The sequence below is a fragment of the Martinezella sp. CNPSo 3890 genome (genome assembly GCF_057784455.1).
Map to the genome: position 1 here is coordinate 477,982 of NZ_JBXSOR010000003.1, position 13,874 is coordinate 491,855.

Consider the following 13,874-nt stretch of genomic DNA (forward strand, 5'->3'; position numbering starts at 1 on the left):
CGGTTCTCCGATCTTGAATTAATCGAGGCGCATGCGGCGTTCGGCGAAAACGTAGAGCGGCCGCCAGAGCGTTCTGTTGAAGAGTGTCACGAAGATCGACATAACAACGATGCCGAGGATGACCCGCGGAAAATCGCCTGCTTCTGTCGCCTTCGCGATGTATGATCCAAGTCCGAAGGCTTCGAGTTTCGTGTTGCCCCAGCTTGCTAGTTCAGCGACGATGCTGGCGTTCCATGAACCGCCGGACGCCGTCAGCGCTCCCGTGACGTAGTAAGGGAATATTCCCGGCAGCATCACGCGCCGCCACCATGTCCATGAGCGCAGCCGATAGACCGAGGATGCCTCCCGCAGATCGGTAGGAAATGCACTCGCGCCGGCGATCACGTTGAACAGGATGTACCATTGTGTGCCGAGGACCATCAGCGGCGACAGCCAGACGTTCGGGCTAGCACGCGTCGCAACGATCGCAACGACCGCCACCGGAAAGAGCACGTTTGCCGGAAACGCCGCCAGGAACTGTGCCAGAGGCTGAACACGCTCAGCAACCGCGGGCCGCAGGCCAATCCAGACTCCGATCGGAACCCAGATGACACTGGCGACCGCAATAAGAACGACAACACGAACGAGCGTTACAAACCCGCCGGCAAAAGCGATCCAGACATCGCCCCAAGAGAGCGTCTGGCTGAGATAGGAAACCGCATCCCAGATACTCCAGGCACCGACGACGGCGATCAACGCATACCAGGCGATATCGATGGCCCAGCTGACGGCTCGCTGCCCGCCTCGCTCCTTTGCAACCGTACGCGACGTCGGCAGCAGCCGCACGAGCATCAGCCTACCCCATGCAGCGGCTAAAGGTGTAATCACGTACTTCAGGAGACGCGTGCGACGGATCAGCGAATAAACCCAGGAGTGCGGCTTCTGCTGCCCGGCCGTCTGCTCGAAGCGAAACTTGTCTGCCCAGGCGACGATCGGGCGGAAAAGCAGCTGATCGTAAAGAAGGATGACGACCGCCATGGCAAGTACAGCCCAGCTTACGGCGGCGAAATCCTGCTTGTCGATGGCAACCGCCAGCCATGAGCCGAGCCCGGGAAGCTGCACGGTAGTATCGCCGACCGTGATCGCTTCGGAAGCAACCACGAAGAACCAGCCGCCGGACATCGACATCATCGTGTTCCAGACGAGGCCAGGCGCAGCAAAGGGAGCCTCCAGCCGCCAGAAGCGCTGCCAGCTCGACAGGCCGAAACCGCGGCTGACCTCATCGAGATCGCGCGGAACCGTCCGCAGCGACTGATAAAAGGAGAAGGCCATGTTCCACGCCTGGCTGGTAAAGATCGCAAAGATCGAAGCACATTCCGCACCAAGCTGGCTTCCGGGGAAAAGTCCCATGAAGAAGGTGACGGTGAAGGTCAGAAAGCCGAGCACTGGGACGGATTGCAGAATGTCGAGAGCCGGAATGATGATCTTCTCGGCGCGGCGGCTCTTTGCGGCTAGCGTTGCGACGACGAAGGTGAAGATGAGGGAGGCAACGATTGCCGCCATCATCCGCAAGGTCGTCCGCAACGCATATTCAGGCAGATAGGCCGGGTCGAGCGACAGCGGTGCCGTGGACAGGCTCGCCAGCGGTGCGCGCATCTCGGCTACACCGTGAAGTGTGAGATAGGCGGCAGCGGCAATGAAGGCGAATGCGGCGAGATCATAGCCATTCGGCAGAATACGCGAACCGGCCAACGCAGCAACGGCGCTACGCTCGCGTCGATCGTTTGCAAGAAAAACCATGTCATAACCCTTTGAAACAGGATGTCATCGGCCAGGGCGCGGTCGGTATGGCGCCGCATTCGCGACGCCACCGGTGCGCTTGTTTAAGAAAGGAGACGTAGGCCGCGTGACGGCTGCCATCCTCGTCGAGGACCGGCTCGCCTTCTGTCGTCCAGAAGCACTCGAGCTTTCCCGTAAGGGAATTGATGTGCCAGATGGCAATCAGGCGCGGACGCTGCGGCGGCACGGAGCGCTCAGCCGGACGGCTGCCGGCCGATATCGCGAAAGTGTTCGGGGCGGAAAACTTGGCTGCGAACCTGCGTTCGCGGAAAAGAACGATGTTGTTCATGGCTCACCTCTTCGGCCCACCTGACGGCAGATCCGAAGGGCGAGCCGGACAGGCTAGGCCCGACCGACGCTCGCCCGGCGAATGCCGGCAGCGGTCCAGGTTGCTGCGATGACCGTCCGGGTGCAGCATGACGCCGCAACCGGACAGCGACTAGGGTAGCTGTCCATTGGTTTCTTGATCTGCTGGTTTCGTTAGCCTTCGCATTGCGTTGCGAAGACATGGCCGTATTGTCACAGCCGCCGAGAGCGGTCAATCAGGCGATGGTGCACCGCCATTATACCAAAGTATATGGCGCACGATCTCGATGACGGACAGCACGGCGGCAACAATGCAAGCCTGTATTCAACGGTCCTGCCGCGAGCGAGCACGTGAAAATCCGCAAATCTCCGAGCCTTGCAGCAGCGATCCATTCTCCGATCGCCCAGCCCTCACCGAGGAAGATATCGCTCAACCGAGCTGAAGTGTCTCTCCGCAGGCCCGATGTGAAACGGCCTTACGGCGCTCCGCGGAAATGGAGCCGAAAACCAAGCTTTTGTGCAACAATAACTTTCAAAATAGAGGCAAGAGAATAGTTAATTTGCAAATATTCATGCCTTGCATCAGAAATATATAAGCGACTCCACTGTCGTTTCGGCGTTTATCCGGTCGGGTCGCCGAAGGACGACGGCCATTATATATCTGAGACAATATAGAAGGCGCGATGAAATTTTTACTCAGAACTTTTGGTGAAATCGCTCTTCTGGATAGCGACGAACACCAAATAGCGTTTCCGAAGAAGGCGCTTCTGATTATTGCCTATTTGCTCGCGAGTGACAGCAAGTCCGTCAGCAGAACAAACATGGCGCGATTTCTTTGGGGTGAAGGTGACTTGGCGAATTCGCTGACAAACCTTCGCAAGCTCGTTTCCCGTATCAAGAGCCGGCAATGGGACTTGAACGTCGAACTTCTGACCTTTGATGATACCGACATTCACATCGCAAATGGCTCGTTCACGAGCGATATTGTCTTGACGCGGGTAAGCACAACTGGGAATCCAGCCGAGCATCTCCGCACCTTGATGGAGCGCTCGCAGTTAAAATTCCTGGAGAGAGCCAACTGCCAAACCCGAGCGTTCATCGATTGGCGAGAGAGCGAAAGAAGGCGACACCTCGCCATGTTAAAGGAAGCGCTGGATGCAGCGGTGACGACTTCAGTCGCGTCGTCCGGCGATATCGCGCTTATCAAGGAGGCCGCGCTCCTTCTTTTTGAAGCCGAACCGCAAGACGAGACCACACGCCGTATATTGCTGAAGGCGTTTGACGCCGAAGGCGGCGTGGACCAGCTAAAGCGCATATTCGCGCGTCGCAAGGATCTTGTCTTGCCTTGGCTGGCAACCCTGGCGGCATCGCCCCGCTCTCCGACGCCAGTTGCTCCGGCGCATTCGCCGGCCATATCCGAGCAGGATACTGCCACGCAGCCTGTCTTGCCCATCCCTCGCCTCGCCTTGCTGCCGCCAGACAACGACGGCTCCGATGGTACCGCGACCATGATCGCCTCCTCGCTCATAGAAGACATCACTCTCGGCTTTTGCGCCTTGCACAGCCTGCGAGTGGTTGCCACCTACTCCGCTATCCAGATCGGCCGCCAAGCCGAGGATAAAGGCGCGCTTTTCGAGCGATATGACATCAACTATGTCCTGGAAACCCGATTGAGCGGGCCGGATGACGACCTTTCGCTCTTCACACAACTCGTCTCCCTGCCGGGTAGCGAGATCCTGTGGGCAGAGCGCTTCAATTTCGGCACGCTTGATCTTGCGCGCAATAAGCGCGAAATCTCAAGGCAGATCGTGCTCGCCGCGGCCGCGGAAGTCGAGCGGCACGAGACGGCGCGTGCCTATTTCGAGGACAACCCCGTCGCCGACCATCAATATCTCGTCGGTGCGCTCGACTATATCAGCCGGATGATCGATCCCAACCTCGCAGACAGGCTCGCGGCGGCAAGCTTGGCGATGCTGAGACATCAGGACGAGGCGCGCACACTCGCACAACGCGTGCGCGAGGCCAATCCCGATTTCGATGTGGATAGATGGCCGTCACTCATCCCGAGCAAAGAGCAACGACACAGGGATCCATATCGCGAAGGTCTGAAAAAGTCGGGGGTTTGAATGGCAATATCGTTGATCCACATTCGCGCAGAAGAAGCCAAAGATATCGACACTATTCATGCAATCACCTCTGCTGCCTTTGAAGGAAAGAACTATAGTTCCGGCACCGAGGCGGCAATCATCGATGCGCTGCGAACGGCCGGTGCGCTGACCCTTTCCCTCGTCGCCGTGGAGAACGATGAGATCGTCGGTCACGTGGCCTTCTCGCCCGTGACAATCGAATCCGGAGCCGAAGAGTGGTTCGGCCTTGGCCCGGTATCCGTCCGCCCCGACCGACAGGGCAAAGGCATCGGAAAGGCTCTGATTGAAAACGGACTGGCGCAACTGAGAGAGCGCGGCGCCAATGGCTGCGTGGTTCTGGGCAATCCCCGCTACTACAGCCGTTTCGGCTTCACGAGCGACGGAACCCTTCATTACGCTGACGTACCGGTCGAGTATTTTCAGCGGATCATGTTCAAGGGACCAACCCCAAAAGGGGCGGTTGTGTTCCACGCAGGCTTCGACGTAGCGTAGGAGAACCCAAGCCTTCAGAAGAGATGCGGCTCCGGATTCGGCGGTCTATTGGCAACCGCCGCAGGCACCGGAAGCGGGGAAGACCTAACGCGAACGGAGACTAGCCGGAAATAGCGTTGACCAGGTTGTTGAAGCGATCTTGCATCGCTTGGACAGTCGCGTCGGAGAGATCATCGTAGTTTTGCAAGCTGGAAACAAATGGTGGGCCCGGAGGGACTCGAACCCCCAACCAAGCGGTTATGAGCCGCCGGCTCTAACCATTGAGCTACAGGCCCAGCGCAAGATTGAGACTCCGCGCTCGCGACTCCGGAGCAATGGTTCCCCGAAGACGACTTGGCTCTAACCCAATTTCTGTTTTCCGACAAGGGACTGCCGTAATACCTTCACAATCAATCCGCAAAAGCGGATCTCGAGGGATCATCAACCAAGGAACGAATCATGCTTCTGACGAAAACCAGAGATTTTGCTCTTGCCGCTCTTGTCAGCGCCACTTTCTTCGTGCCTGCGGCTGCAGCCTTTGCCGAAGATGCCAAGCCGCGCGAGGCTGTCATCACCGTCACCGGTGAGGGACATGCTTCCGTCGCGCCGGATATGGCTGTCGTAACGCTCGCAGTCGTTCAGCAGGCCAAGGCGGCCCAGGATGCACTCGATCAGAACAACAAGGCCATGGGCGCCGTGCTGGCAACGCTGAAGGAAAGCGGCATTGCAGAGCGTGATCTGCAGACCTCCGGCTTTTCCATTCAGCCGCAATATACCTATCCGAACGACAAGGACGGCCACAACCAGCCGCCGGTTCTGAACGGCTATCAGGTGACGAACGGCTTGACCGTTCGCGTGCGCGATCTCTCCAAGCTCGGCGGGCTGCTCGACCAGGCGGTCAAGCTCGGCATCAATCAGGGCGGCGATATCCAGTTCACCAACGACAAGCCCGACGCCACGATCGAAGAGGCCCGCAAGAAGGCAGTCGCCGACGCTGCCGCCAAAGCAAAGACCTTGACGGATGCCGCCGGTGTCAAGCTCGGCCGCGTTATCGCGATCCACGAAGGCGGCATTGCAGCCCCGCCGCAGCCCTATATGCGCAGCATGGCCGCGGCGGCTCCGATGGACAAGGCAGTTCCCGTCGCCACCGGAGAAAACGAATACAACGCATCGGTGAGCATCACCTACGCGATCCAGCAGTAATCAAAACAAAACCGCCCTTCGCTCAGATCCGATCGGAGCGAGCAAAGGGCGGTTCCGCGGCCCCCGCCAAAAAGGCGAAAAGGTCAGAGAGTGAAAACGGGCGCCTCGTGCGCCCGTTTTGCTTGTCAGCGGCCCAGGAGCGGGCAGCCGCGAACATTGGCAAACATCATCGTATCCGGACCGCGGCGGCCGAAACCGTCGACGACGACGCGACGCGGCGTCACATCCACGACACGGGCGCGACGCAGGCCATAGCTGCGGGCAACGTCCACGGCCTGGCGAGGATCGCAGCCGCGGCGGTCAAAACGCGGCGGCGGACGGTCATAATCCGGCGGTGGCGGGCGATGACGGCCCGGATTGACATAGATATCCACACCCTGTGCGGAGGCAAAATCCGCCGTGCCCGACAGGGCGGTCACTGCAACGCAGGCGGCGACTCCCAATTTTGCCAGCATTTGTTTCATTATATTCTCCATGAAGCAGAGGGCTTCTTTCTCACGCCTGCAATATTTGCTGAGCGAGTGCCCAAGAGGTAACGGCGCTATGCTGAATGAGCTCAGAATCAGCCATTCATCCATTATTCAGCTACATTGAACGCTAAAGGGAAACCAGATAGCCGATAATAGCACAACATAAAAAATAAAGCCGCCTCCCCTTCGGAGGCGACTTCGAATCCATCGAATAGATGTGGAAAACTTGGGAGCGCTGCAATTAGCGGCGGATCAGCGGGCAACCCGGTGCGTTGGCGAAGACAACCCGATCCGGACCACGGCGGCCGAAACCTTCAACAACGACGCGGCGCGGCGTGACATTGTCGATGCGGGCGCGGCGCAGACCCATGTCCCGTGCTTTCTCGACGGCGAGGCGCGGCGAGCACATGCGACCGCGCGGGTGGTCATAGCGAGCCTGCTGAATACCGGGATGGAAGTCGTTGGCGGAGGCCGTGACGACCGTTGCGGACATGGCGCCGAGCGCGATGAGAGCTGCAATACCTGCCTTGGCGAAAAGATTGGTCATGGTGTTTCTCCTTCAAATCCTTGCTGCGGATCGTTGCAATCCCATTATTGGCCTCGCCATCGGCAATGCCTCGGGATTGGGGCCACGTTAGGTCAGCCAAGCTGAACCGAACACGAATTGGCCGTTCAGATTGTATTCACGACGGTTAACAATCTATTGACCCAATAAGGAGCGCGGCTCAGGCGGAAAAATGCAGCACGATTTCGCGCCGATGCGGCCGGTCGCGATGCTCGAAAAGGTAGATGCCCTGCCAGGTGCCGAGCGCCAGCCGACCGTGCATCACCGGAATGCCGATCGAGACCTGCATCAGTGCGGCTTTGATATGCGCCGGCATATCGTCCGGCCCCTCCATCGTGTGCACGATCCAGCGCATCGAAGGATCCGAGGATGGCGGCACGAGCCGGCTGAAGAAGGTCTTGAGATCGGTCTTGACATCGGGATCGGCATTTTCCTGGATCAGAAGGGAACAGGAGGTGTGGCGGACGAAGACGGTCAGAAGCCCCTCACCGCCGCCTGCCGCGGTTCGGACGAATTCCGCCGCCTGATCGGTAAATTCATAGAGCCCCTGGCCATGAGTCGAAAGCGTGATCACTGTTTGCGGCATGGCATCCTCCGGGCATGGCGATAGCGATCCGCATCAGGTCGGGCGAGTGGCCGGAATGTCAAGCCCGGCCACCGCGTTGAGCCTATAGCGAGATGATGATGTTGAAACCACCATAGATCAGGCGTTTGCCGTCAAAGGGCATGTTTTGCATGTCATCCTTCAAATGCGGGTCGGCCATGACCTTCGCCAATACTGTGTCGCGGCTCTCTCGCGATTCGTAGGTGATCCATGAGAACACAACGACCTCGTCTTCCTTCGCCTGCACGGCACGCGGGAAAGAAGTAAGTTCGCCATACGGCACGTCGTCGCCTATGGCCTCGACATAGCTGAGCGCGCCATGCTCCCGCCAGACATCGCCGGCCCTGCGCGCCTGCGCCTTGTATGCTTCAATCTTGTCTTTCGGCACGGCAAGGATGAAGCCATCGACATAGGACATTTCTGCCTCCTCTGTTCTATGTTCACCTTTGAAAGACGGTTGACGGCAATCAGATCCGACATTGGCGGCAGATATTTTTCGCACGCCTGCCGGTTGGTCGGAAACGGCCGCGAATTCGCTGAACGATCCCGCGGAGGGACGCCAATGACGATAGAATACCAGAATGATCCCAAGCTCAAAAATGAGGTGCTCAATGCCCTATGGGCAACCGCATGGGGCAGCTCCTCCCCTCGCGATTTCCAGCCCATTCTCGCCAGAAACCTCGCGCATGTAGGCGCATTCGCGGCTGCAAGACTGGTGGGCTTCGTCAATGTCGCGTGGGATGGCGGCATTCATGCCTTCATTCTCGACACCTGCGTCGATCCGGAATTTCGGCGAAGAGGTATCGCAAGCGCTCTGGTCGAGCGGGCGAAAACCCTGGCCGGCGAACGTGGCGCGGAATGGCTGCATGTCGATTTCGAACCGCATCTCACCGGCTTTTATCGAGGGCTCGGTTTTGTTCCCACTGAGGCCGGCCTCATTCGGCTGCGCGATTAACAGACCATCACCCGCTAGCTCGGCGAATGAGCTTGCGAGAGCAGCCAGTTGCGGAACAGTGCTGCGGCTGGATTGAGCAAGGCCGTCGGCGGATAGACTAGATTATAGCTGGCAGCAGCCGGCTGCATCTCGACGAAGCACCTGACCAGCTTTTTCTCAGAGAGATCGCGCGCCACTAATGAGCTTCGCACGAGAGCAAAGCCACGGCCTTGCCGGCAGGCCTCCAACATCTCTGCGAAGGAATCGAAGAGAGGTGCCTCCTCCACAGCCCGCGCAATATCGAAATGCGCCCCATCCTCGCCGCTGTTCTCGCCAATCACCTGCTCGTGCCAGCGCTGCCAATCCAGAATTGTGTGCCGCATGCCGGAGTAACGCAAAAGCGGAGCGGCCCTTATAGCCCAGCGCGGCGGCAGTCGTTTGGACAGTTCCGGCGAACTGACGACGAACTCCTCGTCAGTCAACAGTTCTTCATGCGTAAGACCGGCATCGGCGCGACCGAGCCAGACGGCAAGATCGGTGCCATCAGGCTGAAAATCCGGGCGCTGGTAGCCGACGGCCAGCTTCACCTCAATGTCCGGATAGCGCTGGCAGAAATCCGGCAGCCGCGCCGCCAGCCACTGGCTGGAAAACTCCGGCGAGACGGATATCGCGACGCTGCGAACCGAAATACTCGCGCGCGCCTGGTACAAGGCGGTTTCCAGCTCGGCGATCACGCTTGAAATTGCGGGGTGCAGGCGCGCACCCAACGGCGTCAGCCGCGCCCCATTTCGGCCTCGGTCGAACAGGCGCCCGCCGATCCAGTCTTCCAGCTGTGCAAGCTGATGGCTGACGGCGGTCTGTGTCTGCCCGATCCGCTCGGCCGCACGACCGAAACCGCCAGTCTCTACAATGGCACAGAATGTCTGAAGCACCGAGAGCGGTGGCAGCGGCCTCTTTCCCATGAAAATCCCTCATGCTTTGCAGCCTGAGAATTCATTATACATAACTATATTCTAAGCGCATCTATCTATTGGCCAGGCACTTCGAGGTCGTAGATATATGAACATTCTTCATATTATAAGCTGGAGAGTATGCGCCGTCCAACTCCTGACCCGACGAGGGGGCATGGAATGGCGATCGTATAAGGAAAATGCCCGGAAGCGAGATATGCTACCTCAGGCAAACCAACATCTATTGCGAGATATCGGGCTAAGCGACCTTGCGGAAAAGCAATCCAATGATGGACGTCGCTAGCCTTTGAGCGTCTTCACTCTGATCAGGTCCGGAAAGAGGCGCATCCAGAGCACAACCACCACAATGGTCCCGACGCCGCCGATAATGCCGGTGAGGACGGGCCCAAGTGCCGTGGCCAGCATGCCGGACTCGAATTCGCCGAGCTGATTGGAGGTGCCGATGAAAAGCGAATTCACGGCATTGACGCGGCCGCGCATGGCATCCGGCGTCAAGAGCTGCACGAGTGAGCTGCGCACGACGACGCTGACCGTATCCGAGGCGCCGACGACGAAGAGCGCAGCGACCGAAAGGATGATATTGCTCGACAGCGAAAAGACGATGGTGGCGACCCCAAAGACGAGCACGGCAAACAGCATCTTCTTGCCGACATCGCTCTGCAGCGGCCGGCGTGCCAGCCAGATCGACATAATGAGCGCACCGATGGCCGGCGCGGCGCGCAGCAGGCCAAGTCCCCATGGCCCGGCATGCAGAATATCCCGCGCAAACATCGGCAGCAGCGCCGTCGCGCCCCCAAGCAGCACCGCGAAGAGATCGAGCGAGATCGTCCCCAGCATGACCGGCCGGCTCTTGATGAAGGAGACGCCGGCAAAGACGGAGCTCAGCGTCACCGGCTCGCGCGACGACGGCTGCTCGCGTTCGACCCGGATCGAGATAACGTTGATGCTGGCGATGACATACAGCGCAGCCGAAACGGCAAACGGCGCAACGGGGCTGACGCCATAAAGCAGACCGCCGAGCGACGGCCCGATGATAAAGGCGGTCTGCATCATCGAGGTGGAGGTCGCGATGGCAACCTGCAGCAGCGACGACGGCACAATATTGGGCAAAAGCGCCGCCATGGTCGGACGTTCGAAGGCCGTCGCCGCACCCATGATGGCAACGGCGGCTAGAATACCGGCAGGTCCTATCCAATGAAACCAGACAGCTATGGCAAGGACCAGTGCGGTCAGCGCTTCGATCAGCTGACAGGCAAGGCCGATGCGGCGCCGATCGAACCGATCGGCGACATGCCCGACGACAAAGGTCAGGATGACCATAGGCAGGAACTGGCAGAAGCCAACGAGACCAAGGAAAAAAGCGCTGTGGGTCTGATCGTAGATCATCCAGCCCATGGCAACCGTGACAGACTGAAAGCCTATCGAGGAAAAGACACGCGATGAAGCGAATGAGCGATAGCCGGGGTGACCAAGCACGCTTGGCCGGTCTTGAGTCTGCAGGGTATCCATGAGCCTTCTTAGTCTGCCGCCACGGACGCTTGCAGACATGCTTCTCGACAGTCGGAAATTCTACAGTCCCTGCTCTGCCTGAACGCGCCTTCTGTCAATCTCGTTTTTGCTGCGGCTGCAAATTCATCGCGGCCGATAGATCAAATCGCGGTGATGGCAGGCTGAGGAGGCCCTGCGTGGCCTCGATCGACCAGATGGCCGTCAACTCCGATGCAATCGCATCGATCAGCCTTGGAACATCGCTGCCTGCCGATTCGTGCAGCGCCTCTGTGACGATCAGCACCGAACCTGTATCATTGCGCACGGCGGACAAACCACTCTGGCGATTGGTCCAGCGCCGGGCATGCGCCCGTCCTGCTCCATCGGCAAAGATCACTTCTCTGACTGCCGGATGCTCTATTTCGCCGGAAAAGGTCAAATAGGTTTCGCTGCCGCTCGCATGCCGCACTTCGAGATCGCCAGAGATTTTCGCAAGATCAAACACTGCAACGGGAATTGCGAAAGCGATCGAAATCGCATTGCAGAGATCGACAAGCGGATGCACCCGCGGCAACGACCCTTCCTGGCGAAATCGGCGCAGCAGCGCTTCGGATGCGCACCGATATTGTGTCGGCTTCAAGCCCATTTTGGAGAAAGCACGACGCCAGGCCTGGATTTCAGCCATCTCGCTCTCTGGAGCTTGCTTTAGCCGGTCTGCAGCAATCGCATGATATTTGGCAATCCGATCTTCGACATCGACAGTCGAGGTGATCCCTTCAGCAAACAACACGCCGGGAACCAGCTCGGGAAACTCGCTCCATATCTCATTCGAATGGCGGAAAAACATGGCACCTCCTGATAGGCATCTGCTTGGCGCAGCAGAAAACCTCGCCGCTGTCCTCCGGTCTTGAATAAAATTGCAGAAGCTTCAGCCGATCGCCGCCGCATAGGCGCCGGGCGAGACGCCGAAATTGCGGGCGAAGAGGCGCGTCATATGGCTCTGATCGGAAAAACCGCTGGCAAAGGCCGCTTCGGCTAAAGACATGCCCACCGCAATCAGTCGGCGCGCTTTATGAATCCGGCGCTGCATGAGGTAAGCATGCGGCGTCAGCCCCGTCGCCTTGGTGAAGGCCCGCAGGAAACGAAATTGGCTTAGACCGCACAACTCCGCAAGCTCGGCAAGGGTCAGGGGAGCGGCTGGATCGTCATCGATCAGCTCGCGCGCCTTTTTGATATCAGTGGAAATGGCATCTTCACGCAAGGCACCGGATCCCTCACGCATCACAGCGGCGATGAGCGACAGCAGCAGGCCATCCCGCAGGAGAACATTTTCAGCCGCATCCTTGACCAGAAGCGAAAACAGGCTTCTGAAATGCCCAGCCATCTCCCCGTCGCGGATGACAGGCGACGGAAATTCCATCACACCGAACCTGCCCTCACCGACATCGCGAAACAGATCACCGATCAGACTGGGATCGAAATAGAGCATGGACCATGCGCGGCTCTCGCCGACGGGCATGCCGTCATGCACCTCATTTGGATTGACGCTGATGACGTCTCCGGTCTCTGCCTGCACCATCCCTCGCCCGCTAAGCGATCTCTGCGCGCCGGTTTCGATGACTCCGATGCCGAACTGGTCATGCGTGTGCTTGGGGAAGCTGTGGCCTGTTTCGGCCCGGACTGCCTCGATGCCGGCAAGGCGAGAGCGGTATATCCTGAATTGACCGGACTTCATCGCTGATACCTCTCATCCCGTCTATTCGCTGTATCAGCTATAGCATGCAACACGAGCGATAATGTTGCCTACCCGCAATCGGGACACAAGAATTAAACGCCGCCTGCAGCCTTGTCTTCCTCCGCCGTCACCAATGCGGCCTGCGTATTGCCGGCAACCGCCGTCGGCAGCGGCGTGCCGCGCTTGCGCTCCCGCGCCAATGTCAGCAGGCCGGAAAAGATGATGAGGACGATGCCGACGGCCATCGGCATATCGATGCTGTCGTTGAACAGCAGGTAGCCAAAGGCGATCGCCCAGAGCATCTGACTATATTGCGGCGGCGCGACCAGATTCGCAGGCGCGATCTGCGCAGCCGTCAAGAGCAGGACACTGCCGCACGCGCCAAGCAGGCCGTAGCTCGCGAGGAATATCCACTGCGTCGGCGTGGGCATGGTGACTTCGGAGAGCATGAGGAGGCCGCTGACGATAAGCGTTCCGAAAAGGCCTGCCCCATAGAGCGAGATGCGCTTCTCCTTCGAACCGAGCGCGCGGTTGATGACAATGGAGATGGCCGCCGCAAGGCCACCGATCGCCGCGCAAAGGTGCCCGACCGAGAGCTCGCGAAAACCCGGACGCAGGACGATCAACACGCCGACGAAACCGAGAATGACCGCCGTCCAGCGCTGCCAGCGCACATCCTCTTTAAGAAAAATCACAGAGAGAATGGTGACAAAGGACGGCAGCAGAAACAGCAGCGCAAAGGCTTCCGCCATTGGAAGTTTGGTGAAGGCGACGACGGAGCAGATGGCGCCTGCCGCGCCGCAGACGAAGCGCAGCAGCCACAAGGGACGGTTTGACGTCCGCACCATATCGAGCCACTCGTCTTCCCGCTTCTTCAGGAAAGGTATGGCGGCAAAGCCGAACAGCGCACCGATGAACGCGACCTGATAGGAAGGGATCGTCCCGTGAAGGATCTTGATCGACGCATCGCTGAAGGCGAAGACTGCATAGGACGCGAATGCCACGAGGACACCACGCAGAGCGGAGCGGCCCGCTGCCGCAGAACTGGAATCGGCTGTAATCGAGGACATTGGAATCTTGAGAAAAGGGCGATGGAAGCACACTGAATCAGTGGAATGCAGGCAATTGTATGATGAAATGGAGTGGATTTCGATTGGGGTGG

The 13,874-nt window shown here is 58.9% G+C and carries 16 protein-coding genes and 1 tRNA gene; 4 read left to right on the forward strand and 13 right to left on the reverse strand.

The genetic code is table 11. The annotated features are described in order from the left end of the window. Positions 1-18: 18 nt before the first annotated feature. The 3 genes from AC13RC_RS12225 to AC13RC_RS12235 all read right to left on the reverse strand — a co-directional run bounded on the left by AC13RC_RS12225 (position 19) and on the right by AC13RC_RS12235 (position 3,152). On the reverse strand, positions 19-1,779 hold the full coding sequence (locus AC13RC_RS12225) for an ABC transporter permease (RefSeq protein WP_488557267.1): 1,761 nt from the start codon (positions 1,777-1,779) through the stop codon (positions 19-21). Between the two features lies 1 nt (position 1,780). Beyond that, complete coding sequence (locus AC13RC_RS12230) at positions 1,781-2,107, reverse strand: hypothetical protein (RefSeq protein ID WP_488557268.1); 327 nt, start codon at positions 2,105-2,107, stop codon at positions 1,781-1,783. 709 nt (positions 2,108-2,816) lie between these two features. Next, positions 2,817-3,152, reverse strand: a complete 336-nt coding sequence (locus AC13RC_RS12235) for a hypothetical protein (RefSeq protein ID WP_488557269.1) — start codon at positions 3,150-3,152, stop codon at positions 2,817-2,819. Between the two features lie 135 nt (positions 3,153-3,287). On the opposite strand from AC13RC_RS12235, the gene AC13RC_RS12240 reads away from it, so the two are divergent. Further along, positions 3,288-4,250, forward strand: coding sequence for a hypothetical protein (locus AC13RC_RS12240; protein WP_488557270.1), 963 nt, complete (start codon positions 3,288-3,290; stop codon positions 4,248-4,250). 15 nt (positions 4,251-4,265) lie between these two features. After that, on the forward strand, positions 4,266-4,763 hold the full coding sequence (locus tag AC13RC_RS12245; protein ID WP_488557333.1) for a GNAT family N-acetyltransferase: 498 nt from the start codon (positions 4,266-4,268) through the stop codon (positions 4,761-4,763). A gap of 199 nt (positions 4,764-4,962) precedes the next feature. Here AC13RC_RS12245 and AC13RC_RS12250 read toward each other — a convergent pair. Next, positions 4,963-5,038, reverse strand: a tRNA-Ile gene (locus AC13RC_RS12250). Between the two features lie 163 nt (positions 5,039-5,201). Here AC13RC_RS12250 and AC13RC_RS12255 point away from each other — a divergent pair. Next, positions 5,202-5,945, forward strand: coding sequence for an SIMPL domain-containing protein (locus AC13RC_RS12255; RefSeq protein WP_092711542.1), 744 nt, complete (start codon positions 5,202-5,204; stop codon positions 5,943-5,945). Between the two features lie 125 nt (positions 5,946-6,070). Here the strand turns inward: AC13RC_RS12255 and AC13RC_RS12260 are convergent, their stop codons facing one another. The 4 genes from AC13RC_RS12260 to AC13RC_RS12275 form a co-directional block, all read right to left on the reverse strand. After that, the gene (locus AC13RC_RS12260; protein ID WP_092711544.1) at positions 6,071-6,409 is read right to left on the reverse strand and encodes a hypothetical protein; all 339 of its coding nucleotides are present in this window, start codon (positions 6,407-6,409) and stop codon (positions 6,071-6,073) included. Between the two features lie 247 nt (positions 6,410-6,656). Continuing rightward, positions 6,657-6,962 carry a hypothetical protein gene (locus tag AC13RC_RS12265; RefSeq protein ID WP_069612602.1) on the reverse strand — a complete coding sequence of 102 codons (306 nt, stop codon included), beginning with the start codon at positions 6,960-6,962 and terminating at the stop codon, positions 6,657-6,659. 178 nt (positions 6,963-7,140) lie between these two features. Next, on the reverse strand, positions 7,141-7,566 hold the full coding sequence (locus AC13RC_RS12270) for a secondary thiamine-phosphate synthase enzyme YjbQ (RefSeq protein WP_488557271.1): 426 nt from the start codon (positions 7,564-7,566) through the stop codon (positions 7,141-7,143). Positions 7,567-7,648: 82 nt separating this feature from the next. After that, a complete protein-coding gene (locus AC13RC_RS12275; protein ID WP_488557272.1) occupies positions 7,649-8,002 on the reverse strand; it encodes a DUF1428 domain-containing protein in 354 nt (117 codons plus the stop codon). A gap of 144 nt (positions 8,003-8,146) precedes the next feature. On the opposite strand from AC13RC_RS12275, the gene AC13RC_RS12280 reads away from it, so the two are divergent. Continuing rightward, positions 8,147-8,539 (forward strand): GNAT family N-acetyltransferase, encoded by a 393-nt coding sequence (locus AC13RC_RS12280; RefSeq protein WP_113352045.1) that lies wholly within the window; start codon positions 8,147-8,149, stop codon positions 8,537-8,539. A gap of 14 nt (positions 8,540-8,553) precedes the next feature. Here the strand turns inward: AC13RC_RS12280 and AC13RC_RS12285 are convergent, their stop codons facing one another. The 5 genes from AC13RC_RS12285 to AC13RC_RS12305 all read right to left on the reverse strand — a co-directional run bounded on the left by AC13RC_RS12285 (position 8,554) and on the right by AC13RC_RS12305 (position 13,782). Further along, positions 8,554-9,480 (reverse strand): LysR substrate-binding domain-containing protein, encoded by a 927-nt coding sequence (locus tag AC13RC_RS12285; RefSeq protein WP_488557273.1) that lies wholly within the window; start codon positions 9,478-9,480, stop codon positions 8,554-8,556. Positions 9,481-9,768: 288 nt separating this feature from the next. Beyond that, positions 9,769-10,998: an MFS transporter gene (locus AC13RC_RS12290; protein ID WP_488557274.1), complete on the reverse strand. Its 1,230-nt coding sequence runs from the start codon at positions 10,996-10,998 to the stop codon at positions 9,769-9,771. A 94-nt stretch (positions 10,999-11,092) separates the two neighbouring features. Then, entirely contained in the window at positions 11,093-11,824 is a 732-nt protein-coding gene (locus AC13RC_RS12295) for a B3/B4 domain-containing protein (RefSeq protein WP_488557275.1), read from the reverse strand. Between the two features lie 81 nt (positions 11,825-11,905). Next, positions 11,906-12,712, reverse strand: a complete 807-nt coding sequence (locus AC13RC_RS12300) for an AraC family ligand binding domain-containing protein (protein WP_488557276.1) — start codon at positions 12,710-12,712, stop codon at positions 11,906-11,908. Positions 12,713-12,804: 92 nt separating this feature from the next. Then, the gene (locus tag AC13RC_RS12305; protein ID WP_488557277.1) at positions 12,805-13,782 is read right to left on the reverse strand and encodes a DMT family transporter; all 978 of its coding nucleotides are present in this window, start codon (positions 13,780-13,782) and stop codon (positions 12,805-12,807) included. Positions 13,783-13,874 lie beyond the last annotated feature (92 nt).